The 15,573-nt window shown below is 71.1% G+C and carries 14 protein-coding genes, 2 tRNA genes and 1 pseudogene; 9 read left to right on the top strand and 8 right to left on the bottom strand.

Features of this window, described 5'->3' with window-relative positions:
* Nucleotides 1-87: 87 nt before the first annotated feature.
* From cofC to Voc01_RS21120, 6 genes are all read left to right on the top strand, one after another.
* Nucleotides 88-714, top strand: coding sequence for a 2-phospho-L-lactate guanylyltransferase (gene cofC / locus Voc01_RS21145; RefSeq protein ID WP_203929217.1), 627 nt, complete (start codon nucleotides 88-90; stop codon nucleotides 712-714).
* Between the two features lie 9 nt (nucleotides 715-723).
* Nucleotides 724-921 (top strand): cold-shock protein, encoded by a 198-nt coding sequence (locus Voc01_RS21140; protein WP_203929216.1) that lies wholly within the window; start codon nucleotides 724-726, stop codon nucleotides 919-921.
* Between the two features lie 53 nt (nucleotides 922-974).
* Nucleotides 975-3,314: an RNA degradosome polyphosphate kinase gene (locus tag Voc01_RS21135; RefSeq protein ID WP_203929215.1), complete on the top strand. Its 2,340-nt coding sequence runs from the start codon at nucleotides 975-977 to the stop codon at nucleotides 3,312-3,314.
* Nucleotides 3,314-4,855 carry a CYTH and CHAD domain-containing protein gene (locus tag Voc01_RS21130; protein ID WP_203929214.1) on the top strand — a complete coding sequence of 514 codons (1,542 nt, stop codon included), beginning with the start codon at nucleotides 3,314-3,316 and terminating at the stop codon, nucleotides 4,853-4,855. Before Voc01_RS21135 ends, Voc01_RS21130 begins: the two co-directional genes overlap by 1 nt.
* On the top strand, nucleotides 4,852-5,730 hold the full coding sequence (locus Voc01_RS21125) for an NUDIX hydrolase (RefSeq protein WP_203929213.1): 879 nt from the start codon (nucleotides 4,852-4,854) through the stop codon (nucleotides 5,728-5,730). The genes Voc01_RS21130 and Voc01_RS21125 overlap by 4 nt, the downstream gene beginning before the upstream one ends.
* 352 nt (nucleotides 5,731-6,082) lie before the next feature.
* A complete protein-coding gene (locus Voc01_RS21120) occupies nucleotides 6,083-6,466 on the top strand; it encodes a hypothetical protein (RefSeq protein WP_203929212.1) in 384 nt (127 codons plus the stop codon).
* Between the two features lie 107 nt (nucleotides 6,467-6,573).
* Here the strand turns inward: Voc01_RS21120 and Voc01_RS21115 are convergent.
* The 3 genes and pseudogenes from Voc01_RS21115 to leuC form a co-directional block, all read right to left on the bottom strand.
* Nucleotides 6,574-7,062 (bottom strand): annotated as a pseudogene (locus Voc01_RS21115) (HU family DNA-binding protein); the annotation flags it as partial.
* A 143-nt stretch (nucleotides 7,063-7,205) separates the two neighbouring features.
* The gene (gene leuD, locus Voc01_RS21110; RefSeq protein ID WP_203929211.1) at nucleotides 7,206-7,793 is read right to left on the bottom strand and encodes a 3-isopropylmalate dehydratase small subunit; all 588 of its coding nucleotides are present in this window, start codon (nucleotides 7,791-7,793) and stop codon (nucleotides 7,206-7,208) included.
* A gap of 27 nt (nucleotides 7,794-7,820) precedes the next feature.
* Entirely contained in the window at nucleotides 7,821-9,224 is a 1,404-nt protein-coding gene (leuC, locus tag Voc01_RS21105; protein ID WP_203929210.1) for a 3-isopropylmalate dehydratase large subunit, read from the bottom strand.
* 49 nt (nucleotides 9,225-9,273) lie between these two features.
* Here leuC and Voc01_RS21100 point away from each other — a divergent pair, with 49 nt between their 5' ends.
* On the top strand, nucleotides 9,274-9,960 hold the full coding sequence (locus Voc01_RS21100; protein ID WP_203929209.1) for an IclR family transcriptional regulator: 687 nt from the start codon (nucleotides 9,274-9,276) through the stop codon (nucleotides 9,958-9,960).
* A gap of 114 nt (nucleotides 9,961-10,074) precedes the next feature.
* Here the strand turns inward: Voc01_RS21100 and Voc01_RS21095 are convergent, their stop codons facing one another.
* The 4 genes from Voc01_RS21095 to Voc01_RS21080 form a co-directional block, all read right to left on the bottom strand.
* Nucleotides 10,075-10,812 carry a sulfite exporter TauE/SafE family protein gene (locus Voc01_RS21095; RefSeq protein WP_203929208.1) on the bottom strand — a complete coding sequence of 246 codons (738 nt, stop codon included), beginning with the start codon at nucleotides 10,810-10,812 and terminating at the stop codon, nucleotides 10,075-10,077.
* A 92-nt stretch (nucleotides 10,813-10,904) separates the two neighbouring features.
* A tRNA-Glu gene (locus Voc01_RS21090) sits at nucleotides 10,905-10,977 on the bottom strand.
* A gap of 51 nt (nucleotides 10,978-11,028) precedes the next feature.
* Nucleotides 11,029-11,100 (bottom strand) — tRNA-Gln (locus Voc01_RS21085).
* Between the two features lie 63 nt (nucleotides 11,101-11,163).
* On the bottom strand, nucleotides 11,164-11,958 hold the full coding sequence (locus Voc01_RS21080; RefSeq protein ID WP_203929207.1) for a fumarylacetoacetate hydrolase family protein: 795 nt from the start codon (nucleotides 11,956-11,958) through the stop codon (nucleotides 11,164-11,166).
* Between the two features lie 28 nt (nucleotides 11,959-11,986).
* On the opposite strand from Voc01_RS21080, the gene Voc01_RS21075 reads away from it, so the two are divergent.
* Together Voc01_RS21075 and Voc01_RS21070 are read left to right on the top strand one after the other, a co-directional pair.
* Nucleotides 11,987-12,742, top strand: coding sequence for a 3-methyladenine DNA glycosylase (locus Voc01_RS21075; RefSeq protein ID WP_203929206.1), 756 nt, complete (start codon nucleotides 11,987-11,989; stop codon nucleotides 12,740-12,742).
* A gap of 15 nt (nucleotides 12,743-12,757) precedes the next feature.
* Nucleotides 12,758-13,723, top strand: coding sequence for an endonuclease/exonuclease/phosphatase family protein (locus Voc01_RS21070; RefSeq protein WP_239160362.1), 966 nt, complete (start codon nucleotides 12,758-12,760; stop codon nucleotides 13,721-13,723).
* Here the strand turns inward: Voc01_RS21070 and cimA are convergent.
* Nucleotides 13,693-15,303: a citramalate synthase gene (gene cimA / locus Voc01_RS21065; protein WP_203929205.1), complete on the bottom strand. Its 1,611-nt coding sequence runs from the start codon at nucleotides 15,301-15,303 to the stop codon at nucleotides 13,693-13,695. The genes Voc01_RS21070 and cimA overlap by 31 nt on opposite strands.
* Between the last annotated feature and the right edge of the window lie 270 nt (nucleotides 15,304-15,573).

The raw sequence follows: 15,573 nt of genomic DNA, 5'->3' as shown, positions 1-15,573 counted from the left end.
CCAGCCACTCCGCCGGCCACACCCTACCGGCGTGGCGCTGGTCACCGCGAGGGACAGCGACGGTGACTGGTAGGGCACTATCGGCGGGTGGAGTGGTCCGTGCTCGTCCCGGTGAAGCGGTTGGCCGCCGCCAAGACCCGGCTGCGTGGCGCGGTGGGTGCCGAGCGGCACGAGTCGCTCGTTCTGGCGATGGCGCAGGACACCGTCGCGGCCGCGCTGGCCACGGTCGGCGTCGGCGGGGTGGTCGTGGTCACCGCCGACCCGACGGTCACGGCCGCGGTCACCGCGCTCGGCGCCCGCGCCGTGCCCGAGCCGGCGCTCGGCGGGCTCAACGCCGCGCTCGCGCACGCCGCGTCCACCGTGGTCGGTCGCATCGCGGCGCTTCCGGCCGATCTTCCCGCCCTGCGGGGTGACCACCTGAGCGCGGCCCTGCGCGCCCTGGCGACCGCCGCGGGTGGCGGGTACGTGCCCGACGCGGCCGGCACCGGCACGGTGCTGCTGGCCGCCGCCGCGGGTGAACGCCTCATCCCCCGCTTCGGCCCGGGTTCGGCGGCGGCACACGGCCACGGCGGCGCCCGCCGGCTGGAGGGCGACTGGCCGTCGCTGCGCCACGATGTCGACACGGCCGCCGACCTCGCGGTCGCGGTCGCACTGGGCGCCGGCCCGCACACCCGGGCGGTCCTGCGCGCCGACGTCGCCGTCCCGCACCGCTAGGGTTGGCGCATGCAGGGGACGGTGAGCGAGTTCGACCCGGGTACCGGTGCGGGCGCGGTGCTCCTCGACGACGGCAAGCGGCTCGACTTCCCCGCCACGGCGTTCGCCGCCTCGGGGCTGCGCCTGCTCCGCGTCGGCCAGCGGGTCCGGCTGGAACCGGCGCCCGACGGCACCGTCGCACGCGTTGCTCTCGTCACGATGCACTGATCCCGCTGATCGGATCCGTGTCGTTCAAGGCCCCGACCGGTCATGATGATCCTGTGGACGCGAACACCCTTCACCCCGAGGACCGGAACAGCAACGAGGCCGGGGGTTCGGGGAACGGTCGGTCCAAGTCCGGCGCGCGGCGCCGCGGGCGGGTCGTCCCGGCGTCCGGTTCCCGTCCACACGCGTCGACCAACGCCCACCGCGGCACGGCGGCCGCCGACGAACCGGCACCGGCGGCGGCGCCCGTGACCACCGCGCCCGATCCGGCGCGCGGCGACCCCGACGCGGCGCCGAACCTGCCTGACCTGCCCGACCTGCCCGCCGGCCGGTACCTGAACCGGGAGCTGTCGTGGCTCGACTTCAACGCGCGGGTGCTGACGCTCGCCGAGGACCCGCGCACGCCGCTGCTCGAACGGGTGAAGTTTCTCGCGATCTTCGCCGGCAACCTCGACGAGTTCTACATGGTGCGCGTCGCCGGCCTCAAGCGACGCATGCAGATGGGTCTACCCGTCCGGGGCACCGACGGCCTGCTCCCCCGCGAGCAGCTCGAGCGCATCGCGGCGCAGGCGTCGACGCTGATGGCGCAGCACGCCCAGTGCTTCACCGACGACGTGGGCCCCGCGCTGAGCGACGAGAACGTCGAGTTCGTGCGGTGGCGCGACCTCGACACCGCCGAGCGCACCACGCTGCGCAGGTACTTCCAGGACAAGATCTTTCCGGTTCTCACCCCGCTCGCCGTCGACCCGGCACATCCGTTCCCGTACATCTCGGGGCTGTCGCTCAACCTCGCGGTGGTGGTGCGTGACCCCGACGGCGGGCCGGAGCTGTTCGCCCGCGTGAAGGTGCCCAACAACGTTCCGCGTTTCGTGCGGGTGGCCGACGACCCGGCGCGGGTGTTCCGTTTCCTGCCGGTCGAGGAGCTGATCGCCGCGCACCTCGGGTCGCTGTTCTCCGGCATGCAGGTGGTGGAGCACCACGTCTTCCGGGTCACCCGCAACGCCGAGGTCGAGCTCGACGAGGACCGCGACGAGGACCTCCTGCAGGCGCTCGAACGCGAGCTGGCCCGGCGCAGGTTCGGCCCGCCGGTGCGGCTGGAGGTCGCGGCGTCGATCTCCGACCACGTGCTCGACGTGCTCGTCGGCGAGCTCGACGTCGACATGCACGACGTGATCCGGGTACCGGGCCTGCTCGCGCTGAGCGCGTTGTGGCAGGTGTTCGAGGAGGTCGACCGGCCCGACCTGAAGGACAAGCCGTTCGTGCCGGCCACCCACCCGTCGTTCGCCGAGGGCGAGACCCCGCGCAGCGTCTTCGCGCGCCTGCGCGACAACGACATCCTGGTGCACCACCCCTACCACTCGTTCAACACGAGCGTGCAGCGCTTCATCGAGCAGGCCGCGGCCGACCCGAACGTGCTCGCCATCAAGCAGACGCTGTACCGCACGAGCGGCGACTCACCGATCGTCGACGCGCTGATCGACGCCGCGAGCGCGGGCAAGCAGGTCGTGGTGCTGGTCGAGCTGAAGGCCCGCTTCGACGAGCAGGCCAACATCGGCTGGGCGCGCATGCTGGAGCGGGCCGGCTGCCACGTGGTCTACGGGCTGGTGGGTCTCAAGACGCACTGCAAGACGGCGCTGGTGGTGCGGCAGGAGGGCAACCAGATCCGCCGTTACTGCCACGTCGGCACCGGCAACTACCACCCGAAGACCGCCCGCATGTACGAGGACTTCGGGTTGCTGACCGCCGACACCGAGGTGGGCGCCGACCTCACCGACCTGTTCAACGTGCTCACCGGGTACAGCCGGCAGACGGCGTTCCGGCGGCTGCTCGTCGCGCCGCACGGGGTGCGCAGCGGCATCGTCGAACGCATCGAACGCGAGGTCAAGAAGGCCCGCAACGGTGAACCGGCGCTCGTACAGGTCAAGACCAACGCGCTCGTCGACGAGGACGTCATCGACGCGCTGTACCGCGCCAGCCAGGCCGGGGTGCGGATCGACCTGGTGGTGCGCGGCATCTGCACGTTGAAGCCGCAGGTGGAGGGGTTGTCGGAGAACATCCGCGTGCGCTCGATCCTCGGCCGGTTCCTGGAGCACTCGCGCGTGTTCCGGTTCGGCGCCGGCGAGCTCGACGACGACGGCACCGAGTGGTGGATCGGCTCTGCCGACCTGATGCACCGCAACCTCGACCGCCGGGTCGAGGCGCTGGTGCGGGTCACCGACCGCGACGCCCGGCAGCACCTGCACTCGTTCCTCCAGCTGTGCATGAGCGAGGATACGAGTGCATTCGAACTCGGGGCCGACGGTGAGTGGCGGCGGCGCGTGGCCGACGCCGACGGCGGCCCGCTGCGCAACCCGCAGGAGGCGTTGATCCGTCGGATCGTCGGCAGGGGTGACTGATGCTCGAAGAGGAACGCAAGTACGAGGTCGACCCGGAGTTCCACCTTCCGTCGTTGACGGATGCGCTGCCGAAGGGCGGCAAGGTCGTCCCCTTACCGGCGAAGACCCTCCGCGCGACCTACTACGACACCGACACCGCCCGGCTGGCCCGCGCCGGGATCTCGATCCGCTACCGCAGCGGCGAGAAGGGAAAGCCGCCGTGGACGGTGAAGCTGCCGACGTCGGGCGCCGCCGAGTCGCGTGACGAGATCACCCGTGACGGCTCGCGCACGATGCCCGAGGACCTGGTGGCGCTGCTGACCGCGTACCACCGGGGCGCGCCGTTGGTTCCGGCCGTCACGATCCGCACGCAGCGTCGGGCGTACGAGCTGCGGGACCGGGACGGCGAGGTGCTCGCCGAGGTCGCCGACGACACGGTGAGCGTGCTCGACGGCGACGAGGTCACCGGAGCGTTCCGCGAGGTCGAGGTGGAGCGCAAGGCCGGCCGCACGAAGCTGCTCGACAAGGTCGAGGCGATCCTGGTCGGTGCCGGCGCGACGCGCGGCGCGTTCCTGCCCAAGCACGCCCGCGCGATGGGCGAGCGGGCCGCCGCGCCGCCCGACCTCGTCCCGCCGGGAACCCTGCCCAGGGACAGCCCGACCGCCGGCGACGTCGTGGTCGTCGCGTTGCGCAAGCACATCGAGAAGATCTTCCAGTCCGATCCGTACCTGCGGCTGCGGTCGCCGATGCCCGATGGCGACACGCCCGTCCACCAGATGCGCGTCGGCTGCCGCCGGCTGCGCAGCGACCTGCGGACGTTCAAGCCCCTGTTGGACCCGCAGTGGGTCGACAACCTGCGGGCCGGTGCCAGTTGGCTGGCCGAGGCGCTGGGTACCGCCCGCGACGCCGAGGTGCTGCGCGAGCGCCTGCAGCGCACCGCCGGCATCGACCCGGTGGCGCCGCTCGACCCGGCCGCCGTCGCCCGCTTCGACGCCGACCTCGCGGCCCGGCACGAGGACGCGTTGCAGACGCTGGAGAACGTCATCAACTCCGAGCGGTACGCGACGCTGCTCGACGTGCTGGTGCAGGCCGCCCGGGAGCCGCAGCTGGGCCCGACGGCGGAGGAACGGGCCGACGTCGCGCTGACCCGCATGGTGGCGAAGCCGTGGCGGCAGTTGAGCACCACCGGCCGCGGCCGGGTCGGCGCCGGCGACCTCGACGTTCTCGGCCTCGACGACGACTGGCACTCGGTGCGGATCCGGGCGAAGCGGGCCCGGTACGCCGTCGAGTCCGTCGCCAAGCTGGTCGGTGGGCCCGCCGCCGCGCTGGGCGAGTCGCTGACGGAGGTGCAGGAGCTGCTCGGGGAGCACCAGGACGCGGCGATCGCGGCCGACACCTGGCTGGCGATCGCCCGGTCCGATGTGGACGATCACGCCCTCGCGGTGGCCGCCGGCCGGCTGGTCGAGCGGGAACGCACCGCGGTGCGCCGCGCGCGCGAACGCTTCCCCGCCGCGTGGGCAGCCGCAAACACGCCCGAACATACGGAGTGGCTGCGCTCGTGAACCAGATCGTCCTCGCCGCCGGGGGTGTGGTGTACCGGTGGCGCGCGGAGGGTGACGCCGAGATCCTGCTGGTCCACCGGCCCCGGTACGACGACTGGAGCCTGCCCAAGGGCAAGCTCGACCCGGGTGAGCACCGCCTCGCGGCGGCGGTGCGGGAGGTGCACGAGGAGTCCGGGGTCCGCGGCGTGCCGCAGGCCAGGCTGCGCACCGTCAACTACCTCACCGGTGAGCCGGGGGTGGAGAAGCAGGTCGAGTACTGGTCGATGCGGTGCCTGGCCGACGACGGTCACAAGCCCGACCACGAGGTCGACGTGCGCCGGTGGGTGCCGCTGCCGACCGCCCGCGACCTGTTGACCTACGCGCACGACCGCGGCGTGGTGGCCGCGTTCACGGCGCTCCCCCCGGTGACGGGCGTGGTGGTGCTGGTGCGGCACGCGCACGCGGGTCGCCGCGCCGGCTGGCAGGGCAACGACGACGAGCGTCCCCTGGACACCAACGGCCGCCGCGACGCGGAGAACGCGGCGCCGTTGCTGGCGTTGTTCGCCCCCGACCGCGTGATCAGCGCGCCCGCGGTGCGCTGCCGCGACACCGTGACGCCCGTGGCCGACCTGCTGGGGCAGCGTCTGGAGGTCGACGGCCGCTTCGCCGAGGACGGTGACCCCGACGAGGCCCTGCACGCGCTGCAGGAGCTCGCCCAGGCCACGCCGTCGTCGGTCGTGTGCAGCCAGGGCGGGCTGATCCGGCCCCTGATCGCCGGCATCCGCCCGGGCGGCGAGCCGCAGACCCCCAAGGGCACCGCGTGGGTGCTGAGCTTCACGGAGGCCGGCGAGGTCGCCTCCGCCGACCACCTCGACGTCCGGACCCCGGCCATCTGACCCCTCCCGTCGGTGCGGGGCCGCCGGGGTCGGGGGTACCGCTGGCCTCAGGGCGGAACGGGTGGCCTCCCGAGGTTCTCCGCCGTCCCCGCGCGACACGCTGCTTCCAGCGTTCGGTGGACCGGGAAGCGGCGCGGCTCGACCCCGACCTGATCGCGTTCCGGCGGGACCTCGACCGCCATCCCGAGGTCGCCGGTGCGGGCCGAGGAGACGCTGTCCGGCGCGGCGGCGATGCTCGCCGACGGCCTGTTCGACGGCCGGTTCGACGGTGTCCGGCCCACGGAGATCCATGCGCTGCACCGCTGGGATCCGCGCTCTGGGAACCGTCGCCCCGCCGACCACGGCCGGGGAGATGGAGCGGTTCCTGGCCGACCTGCGGACCCCGGACGGCCCGTTGAGCCGCTTCGTGTTCATGGGCGCACAGGCCACGAGTGCCGAGGTGCACATCTCGTACCGCTGCTGGCCCGAGAACCGCTTCACCGAGATACGCGCCGCCATTGCGCATATCGCCAACTCCCACGGCCCGGCGACAGTGTCATTCCCGAACGACCCTTTCCCCGCCATGGTCGTTCCCGAAAGGGAAGGCCTGGCAATGGCGAGGTTCCTGGGAAACCGCGCTCCGGTCACCACCCTGCGCGCGGGCGGTACCTTTCAACGGCGAGGACCACGCCCGGAACCCAAGTCGATTCCGCATACCCGCATTACCCCACGTTCACTCCCGACGAACGGGCAATAGGCGTAGGAACCACGACGCGCCTCAGGGGGCCACAACTCGCGGAGAGGAGCTGAACGCTGTACTCCCGGAGCGAGTTGTGGCCCCCTGAGGCGCAAACAGTGAGACTACGCCCGCTTACGCGGCGCAGCCTTGGCGGTCGTCGTCCGCTTCGCCGGCGTCGCAGCCGCGCGAGTGGCCTTCGCCGTCGTCTTCTTGGCGGCCGTGGTCTTGGTCGCCGCGGCCTTCGTGGCCGGTGCCTTCTTCGCCGGCGCAGCCTTGCTGGCCGTCGCGGTGGTCTTCTTGGCAGCGGCGGTCTTCTTGGCAGCGGCGACCTTCGGCACCTTGCCGCTGGCGACCAGCTCACGGAACCCGGCACCCGGACGGAACGCCGGGACCGAGGTCTTCTTCACCTTCACCGCTTCGCCGGTCCGCGGGTTGCGGGCGGTTCTGGCCGCGCGGACCCGCTTCTCGAAGACACCGAAGCCGGTGATGGCAACCCGGTCGCCCTTGGTGACCGCGTTCTGGATCTCCTTCAGCACGGCGTCAAGAGCGGCGGTGGCCGCCTTCTTGTCTCCGAGGCTGACGGCGAGCGCTTCAACGAGCTCGGCCTTGTTCACGTTCTTCCTCCGATACACAGTGGCTGGACTCGCGCGAGTCATCCCTTCGCGCAACGTATGGCCCTTGTGAGCAGGATACAAACATAAACCGGAAAAGAAATCCTTGTGTCCTAACGAATTTCTCGCCGAGGCCCGCCGAAAGCCTAGGCAACGACCGGAAACCAGCCCGCCCGGGTGGTCTCGAAGGCGTCGATCGAGGCCTCGTGACGCAGTGTCAGGCCGATGTCGTCGAGCCCTTCGAGCAGCCGCCAGCGGCTGAAGTCGTCGAGCGGAAAGTCCCAGGACCGTTGTCCCACAACGACTTTCCGATTCTCCAGATCGACGGTTACCGATACCTTCGGGTCGGCCTCGATGGTGTCCCACAGCTCCGTGACGGCGTCGGCGGGCAACTCCACCGGGAGGAGGCCCCCCTTGAGGGAGTTCCCCCGAAAAATATCCCCGAATCGGGGAGCCACGACTGCCCGGAAGCCCCAGTCCTGCAGGGCCCAGACGGCGTGCTCCCGCGACGAGCCGGTGCCGAACTCCGGTCCGGCGACCAGGATCGTGGCCCCGGCGTAGGCCTCCTGGTTCAGCACGAACGCCGGATCGCCGCGCCAGGCGTTGAACAGGCCGTCGGCGAACCCCGTGCGGGTGACCCGCTTCAGGTACTCCGCCGGGATGATCTGGTCGGTGTCCACGTTGGACCGCCTTAGCGGCACAGCCGTTCCTGTGTGGACGGTGAACTTGTCCATCGGTGATCTCCGTCTCGCGTAAGGGGTCTACAGGTCGGCCGGCGCTGACAGGCGGCCGGTGACGGCCGTGGCCGCGGCCACCGGCGGCGACACCAGGTGCGTGCGTCCACCGCGCCCCTGACGCCCCTCGAAGTTGCGGTTCGAGGTGGACGCCGAGCGCTGGCCGGGCTTGAGCGTGTCGGGGTTCATGCCCAGGCACATGGAGCAGCCGGCGAACCGCCACTCGGCGCCCGCCGCCGTGAACACCTCGTGCAGGCCCTCCTCCTCGGCCGCCGCGCGGACGGCCGCCGAGCCCGGCACCACCATCATCCGAACGCCGTCGGCGACCTTGCGGCCGCGCAGCACGTCGGCGGCCGCGCGCAGATCCTCGATGCGGCCGTTGGTGCAGGAACCCAGGAACACCACGTCGACCGCGATGTCACGCAGCGGCGTGCCCGCCTCGAGGGCCATGTACTCCAGCGCCTTGGTGGCGGCGGTGCGGTCCACCGGGTCGGTGAACGACTCGGGGTCGGGAACGGTCGCGCTCAACGGCGCTCCCTGTCCGGGGTTGGTGCCCCACGTGACGAACGGCGTCAGCGTGGACGCGTCGAGCACCACCTCGGTGTCGAAGACCGCGCCCTCGTCGGTGCGCAGGCTCTTCCAGTGCTCGACCGCGGCGTCCCAGTCCTTCGGCGCGTGCTCGCGGCCCTTCAGGTAGTCGAACGTGGTCTGGTCCGGTGCGATGAGCCCGGCCTTGGCGCCCCATTCGATGCTCATGTTCGAGATCGTCATGCGGCCTTCCATCGAGAGCTTCTCGATGGCGGGACCGCGGTACTCGACCACGTGCCCGCGACCGCCGCCGGTGCCGACCTTCGCGATGAGCGCCAGCACCAGGTCCTTGGCCGTGACGCCGGGCGGCAGCTCGCCGGTGACCGTGACGGCCATCTGCTTCGGCGTCGCCTGCGGCAGCGTCTGCGTGGCGAGCACGTGCTCGACCTCGCTGGTGCCGATGCCGAAGGCGAGGGCGCCGAAGGCGCCGTGGGTGGCGGTGTGCGAGTCGCCGCACACGATCGTCATGCCCGGCTGGGTGAGTCCCAACTGGGGGCCCATCACGTGCACGATCCCCTGCTGCGCGTGGCCGAGCGGGTGCAGCCGGATCCCGAAGTCGGCGCAGTTCTTGCGCAGCGTCTCGATCTGCGTACGCGAGATCGGATCGGCGATCGTGAGCAGGTTGTCGGTGGGTGTGTTGTGGTCCTCGGTGGCGATCGTGAGCTCCGGCCGGCGGACCGGGCGGTTCGCCATCCGCAGGCCGTCGAACGCCTGTGGGCTGGTGACCTCATGCAACAGGTGCAGGTCGATGTAGAGCAGGTCCGGTTCCCCCTCGGCCCGACGGACGAGGTGGGCGTCCCATACCTTCTGCGCGAGCGTGCGCGGTGACTGTTCTCCCGACATCTGGACATCCTAAAATTTGGGAGGTAAGTTTCGGCTTGTGGGACACAGTATGAGCGGCGTCGGCGTCCTCGACAAGGCGGTCACCATCCTCGCCGCCTGCGTAGACGGCGCCAGCCTCGCGGAACTGGTCGAGCGCACCAAGCTCCCACGGGCCACTGCCCACCGGTTGGCGCAGGCGCTGGAGATCCACCGGATGCTCGTGCGCGACGCGCAGGGCCGCTGGCGCCCGGGTCCCCGCCTGGGCGAGCTGGCCAACGCCGCGCCCGACATCCTTCTCACCGCGGCCGAGCCGATCCTCACCGCCCTGCGCGACGCCACCGGCGAGAGCGCCCAGCTGTACCTGCGCAGGGCCGACGAGCGCATTTGTGTGGCCGCCGCCGAACGCGCGAGCGGCCTGCGCGACACGGTTCCGGTCGGTGCCGTGCTGCCGATGACCGCCGGTTCCGCCGCGCAGGTGCTCCTCGCGTGGGAACCGCCGGAGGCGGTGATGCCGCTGCTGCCCCGGTGCAAGTTCACCGGGCGCACACTGGCCGAGGTCCGCCGCCGCGGCTGGGCCCAGAGCGTCGCCGAACGCGAGCCCGGTGTGGCGAGCGTCTCCGCCCCGATCCGCGACCGCACCGGCCGCGTGATCGCCTCGATCAGCGTGAGCGGCCCGATCGAACGGCTCGGCCGCCGCCCCGGCGACCGCCACGCGATGGCCGTGGTCCGCGCGGGTCAGCGCCTGTCCGGCCTCTGACCCCCGTCGCTCACCCACCCCCCGCGATCTTGGACACATATGCATCGAATCCGATGTAGAAGCGTCCAAGATCGCGGAAGGGACGTGGGCACGGGCTGCGGCACCAACAGCCCGCTACACGAGGGCAACCACCGTGGCCGTAAGAGCGGCCACCACCAACAACCCCAACACCCCCCGCTCATACCGACCCGCGTCGAGGCGGACGAACACCCACTTCCCGCAGGCGTACCCGGCCAGCACCGCCAGCCAGAGAAGCGGGATCTCCGGCCGCCACCGCAATGCGCCGGCCACCACGAGCGCCAGCACGCTCGGCGGCGTCCGCAGCAGTGACAGCACCACCAGCGTGTCCCGCATGGTCTGTGGGTTCAGCCGACGGCTCATCAGGTACAGCACCACCGGCGGGCCACCCAGTGTCGTGGACGTCGAGAGCAGTCCCGACGACAGGCCGGCCGCGGCGCGCGTCCACCCGCGGTGGGGCGAGGCGGCCGCGCGGCGGCCGCCCACGACGCGCATCGCGACCCCGCCCAGCACGGCGCCGGCGACGAGCAGCTGCAGCCCGGTGCGCGGCAGCGAGCTGAGGAGCCAGGCGCCCGCGACGAGACCGGGCACCGCCCACGCCGTGAGCCCGACCGCCTCCGGCCAGGAGGGTGACGGGCGGCGCCGCTCCGCGCCGAGGATGAGCACGTCGACGACGACGCCGGTGAGGACGATGACGCTGATCGCGTCGGGCGGGCCGAGCAGCGCGGCGAGGATCGGCGCGCTGAGGAGTGCGAAGCCGAACCCGGTGGCCGCGTGCAACGCCCCACTGAGCACGAGAACGGCCGAAACGGCGGCCAGGGTAGCCGCTGTCACCCCGCGACGACGAGATCCGGCACAGCGCCCCCTGAACTTCCCCCGAGAAGCAGAAACGGCGCCCCCATCATTGGGGAGCGCCGCATCACGTGTAGCCCCGAAGGGATTCGAACCCTCGCTACCGCCTTGAGAGGGCGGCGTCCTAGGCCGCTAGACGACGGGGCCCTAGAACATCAACTGTGTTGCCGGTGAAGACTACACCAACCACATCAGCCGCTGGGGTACCAGGACTCGAACCTAGACTAACTGAACCAGAATCAGTTGGGCTGCCAATTACCCCATACCCCATTGGCACCGGAGCGCCGAGAGAGAACTCTACAGGCCGCCCGGCGTCGCGGCCAAATCGGTTAGCTAATCCAGCGCCGTCACGGGGTTGGTCAGGTCGCCGATGCCCTCGACCCGCACGGTGACGGTGTCGCCGGCGGTCAATGGGCCGACGCCGGCCGGGGTGCCGGTGAGGATGACGTCGCCGGGCAGGAGCGTCATCACGTGTGACACGTACGACACCAGGGTGGCGACGTCGAAGACCATGTCCTTGGTGCGGCCGATCTGCCGGACCTCGTCGCTGACCTCGCAGCGCACCTCCAGGTCGCTGACGTCGAGACCGGTGACGATCCACGGGCCGAGCGGGCAGAACGAGTCGAAGCCCTTGGCGCGGGTGAACTGGACGTCGGCCTTCTGCAGATCGCGGGCGGTGACGTCGTTGGCGCACGTGTACCCGAAGATGACCTTCGACGCGGCGGCCCGGTCGAGCCGGCGGGCCGGGCCGGGTCCGATACCGATCACCACGGCGAGCTCGGCCTCGTGCTCGACCTGCCGGCTCTGCGGGGGCAGCCGGATCGCGTCGTTGGGGCCGATCACCGACGTCGACGGCTTGAGGAAGATCAGCGGTTCCTTGGGCACCTCGTTGCCCAGCTCGGCGGCGTGGTCGGCGTAGTTGCGCCCCACGCACACCACCTTGCTGGAGAAGATCGGCGCGAGGAGCCGGACGTCGGGCAGCGCCCACCGCTTGCCGGTGTACCGGATCTCCTCGAACGGGATCTTGTCGATCTCGGCGACCGTCAGGGCGGAGACCGGCGCGCCGGCCTCACCCTCGACCACGCCGAACGACATGCCACCGGGGTGCACGAACCGAGCGAACCGCATGGCACCAACATAGTCGTACGCTCGACCGGTGCAGTCGGAGGCCGAGAAGCATGAGCGCAGGGTCGATGCGCTGCTGCACGGTCACCTCGAACGGCGCAGGAGAGGCGTCAAGCACCCGGTCGAGGACTTCCTCTTCACCTACTACTCGCACCGGCCGGCGCAGCTGCGGAAGTGGCGCCCCGACACCACCGGGATCAGGCCGGAGCACCGGGCACGCGCACAGTGGATCCGCGACCTTCTCGCGAACACCGCGAAGCGGCCGCCGCACCTGGGCTGCTTCGGCCTGCACGAGTGGGCCATGGTCTACCGCCTCGACCAGCGGGAGGTCCGGCACACCGCCTGGCCGCTACGCCTGTCGCAGCCGGAGATCGCGCGGCTCCTGGAGGAGAGGCAGGTGCGCTGCAGCCACTTCGACGCGTTCCGCTTCTTCACGCCGCCCGCGCGCAGCCTGAACCTCCTGCAGCCGACCCGCGACACCCAGCACGACCTCGAGCAGCCCGGCTGCCTGCACGCCAACATGGACCTCTACAAGTGGTCCTTCAAGCTCGCCCCGCTCGTCGGTTCCCCGACAGTGGTCGACTGCTTCGAGCTGGCCCGCGACATCCGCACCCTCGACATGCGCGCCAGCCCCTACGACCTCCGCGACCTCGGCTACGAGCCGGTCCGCATCGAGACACCGGCAGGTCGCGCCGAGTACACAGCCGCGCAGAAGGCGTTCGCCGACCGGGCCGCTCCCCTGCGCGAGCGGCTCATCGCGATAGTGGATCGCGCCTTTACCGCGTGAATTACCGTCGGCCGGGTGCATCCGACCGTCAGGCGCCTCCTCCTCGCCGCCCTCTGGGTGGCCGTCCTCGGCTGCGCGGTGTGGTCGGTCACCCGCGTGTTCGGCCTCGAGCGCGGCTGGCCGTGGGTGCAGCTCATGGCGTTCACGCCGTACGTCGCGGCGGCCGCCGTCGTGGTCGCGGCCGTGGCGCTGGGCACCCGCCGCTGGGTGGCGGGCGGGGTCGCGGTGGTCGCGGCCCTCGCGCTGTGCGTCGTGGTCGCTCCCCGCGCGATAAATGATGGGAGACGGGCAGCCGGCGGGCCTTCTCTCAAGGTGCTCTCGGCGAACCTTTTGGCGGGCAACGGCGACGAGCGCCAGGTGCTCGACCTGGTCCGCCGCCTGAACGTCGACGTGCTGGCGTTGCAGGAGTTCTCCCCCGGCGACCTCACGGGGCTGGCGGAGGCCGGCGCCGACGAGGTGCTGCCGTACCGGGCGCTGTACCCGCGTGACGGCACCGGCGGGTCGGCCCTGCTGAGTCGGCATCCGTTGCGGGAGCGGTCGGTGCGCACCCACGCCGGCGGTTTCCTCCAGGCACAGGCCACAGTGGACGTACCAGGCGCGCCGCCGGTCCTGGTCGAGTCGGTTCATCCGACCGCTCCGTGGGGCGCGCCGGCGATGGCCTACTGGGAACGGGATCTCCGCGACCAGCCACCGGCCACTGTGGACGGCCCGCTCCGGGTCCTGGCCGGCGACTTCAACGCGACCCTCGACCATGCGGCGCTGCGCCGGCTCATCGACACCGGGTACCGCGATGCCGCGTCGGTGGTCGGTTCGGGGCTGCGCCCGTCGTGGCCGTACGACGAGAAGTGGTTCATGCCCGGTGTGACGCTCGACCGGGTACTGGCGGACCGCCGGATCGGAGTCCGGGCGGCCCGCCCGTACCGGATACGGGGCACCGACCACAAGGCGTTCTACGCCGAGTTGGTGCTCCCCACCGCATAGTTCCTCGACAGCCCGTACGTGAGCGCGTCGACCAGGGCGTGCCAGCTGGCCTCGACGACGTTCTCGTGCACGCCGACGGTGACCCAGTCCTTGCCCGGTCCGCGGGTTTCCACGAGCACGCGCGTGATCGCGCCGGTGCCGTGGCTGCCCTCGAGGATGCGGACCTTGTAGTCGGCGAGCTCGAAGTCGGCCAGCTCCGGGAAGTGCTTGGTCAGGGCGACCCGCAGCGAGTTGTCGAGCGCGTTGACCGGTCCGTTGCCCTCCGCGGTGGCGATGACCCGCTCGCCGCGTACCCGGACCTTGACGGTCGCCTCGGAGACGACGGCGCCGTCCTCCCGGTGCTCCACCAGCACCCGGTAGGACTCCAGCGAGAACGGGCGCTGCGCCGCGGCGTCCCCCAGCTCCGACCTGATCATCAGCTCGAACGACGCGTCGGCCGCCTCGAACGACCAGCCCTGCGCCTCCAGCTGCTTGACCCGGTCGGTGACCCGGGACAGCGTTTCGGGATGGCCGGCCAGATCCACGCCCAGCTCGCGGCTCTTGAGCTCGACGCTGGCCCGGCCGGCCATCTCCGTCACCAGGATCCGCATGTCGTTACCGACGAGCTCGGGCTCGATGTGGTTGTACAGCAGCGGGTCCACTTTGATCGCGCTCGCGTGCAGGCCCGCCTTGTGGGCGAAGGCCGACGACCCGGCATATGCCTGGTGGGTGTCCGGGGCGATGTTGGCGATCTCGGCGATGGCGTGCGAGACGCGCACCATCTGTTCCAGGCATCCGTCCGGTAGGACCTTCAGCCCGAGCTTGAGTTGCAGGTTCGCCACGACGGCGAAGAGGTCGGCGTTGCCGGGCCGCTCGCCGTAGCCGTTGGCGGTCCCCTGGAAGTGCGGCACCCCGGCCTCGACGGCGGCAACGGTATTGGCCACGGCGCAGGAGGTGTCGTTCTGCGCGTGCATGCCGAGCCTCGTCACCGGATCTTCGACTCCCAGCGCGGCCAGCCGCTCGACCACGTCGCCGACGACGCGCGTGACCATCGACGGCAGCATGCCCCCGTTGGTGTCGCACATGACCGCGGCCTCGGCGCCGGCCTCCAACGCGGTGTACGCGACGAGGGTCGTGTACTCGGGGTTGAACCGGAACCCGTCGTAGAAGTGCTCGCAGTCGAGGAAGACGCGACGCCCCTCGCGGACCATCAGTTCCACGGTGTCGCGCACCATCGCGAGGTTCTCCTCCAGCGTGGTGCGCAGGGCCCGCTCGACGTGCCGCACGTCGGACTTCGCCACCAGCGTCACCACCGGCGTCTCGGCGTCGAGGAGCGCCCTGACCTGCCGGTCCTTGTCGGCGGTGGTGCCGGCCTTGCGGGTGGCGCCGAACGCGGTGAACAGGGCATGCCTGAGGTTGAGCTCGGTGCGCGCTCTGCGGAAGAACTCGGTGTCCTTGGGCATCGCGCCGGGCCAGCCGCCCTCGATGAACCCGACTCCGAACTCGTCGAGCAGCCGCGCCACGGCGAGCTTGTCGACCACCGAGTACGTGATTCCCTCGCGCTGGGCCCCGTCCCGCAACGTGGTGTCGTAGACCTGCATTTCCTCGATCCTCCTGATTTTGACCAACAAAAAACCTCCCGCCGGGAAGCGAGAGGTCTGCGCGCTGCGGAATGCCGTCTTCGACGGTCGCGGGCGCGCTAGGGGCCAATAATGAGCCGGGTCACGCGGTCATAGTGCCACGTACGCCTACTACGTGGAAGCCAGTTCCACAAACTGAGACCACCAACCACTGGTAGCGCTGTGTCCGGTTGCGGACCGGCCACGCCGCTCGCGCCCGCCCCGTCGTCCAAGCGTGCGCCGATCTTGCAC

Source organism: Virgisporangium ochraceum (assembly GCF_016863655.1).
In the GTDB taxonomy this organism is placed as follows: domain Bacteria; phylum Actinomycetota; class Actinomycetes; order Mycobacteriales; family Micromonosporaceae; genus Virgisporangium; species Virgisporangium ochraceum.
The sequence above is the reverse complement of the archived record's forward strand: the minus strand, read 5'-3'. Positions and strand labels throughout refer to the sequence as shown.